This window comes from Monashia sp. HAY1-5C, from assembly GCF_056755255.1.
On sequence record NZ_JBPGXG010000907.1, the window covers coordinates 1 to 229 of the forward strand.

1 protein-coding gene is annotated in these 229 nt (G+C 57.2%); it reads left to right on the forward strand.

Going from position 1 to position 229, the window contains the following annotated elements; genetic code table 11:
• On the forward strand, positions 1 to 229 hold a 229-nt coding region (gene lepB, locus ACR9ZK_RS23915), incomplete at both ends, for a signal peptidase I (protein ID WP_481344381.1).

A 229-nucleotide genomic window follows, 5' to 3' on the forward strand; every position in this document is an offset into this window, starting at 1 on the left:
CATCCGCACGGTTCTATTTCAGCCATTCACCATTCCGTCCGGTTCGATGATGCCGACGCTGCTGGTCGGCGACTATATCTTCGTCAACAAGTTCGCCTATGGCTACTCGAAGTATTCGCTGCCGTTCTCGCCGGATGTGTTCAGCGGCCGTATCCTCGGCAGCGAACCGAAGCGCGGCGACGTCGTGGTTTTCCGCTTCCCGCCGAATCCGGATGTCGACTATATCAAG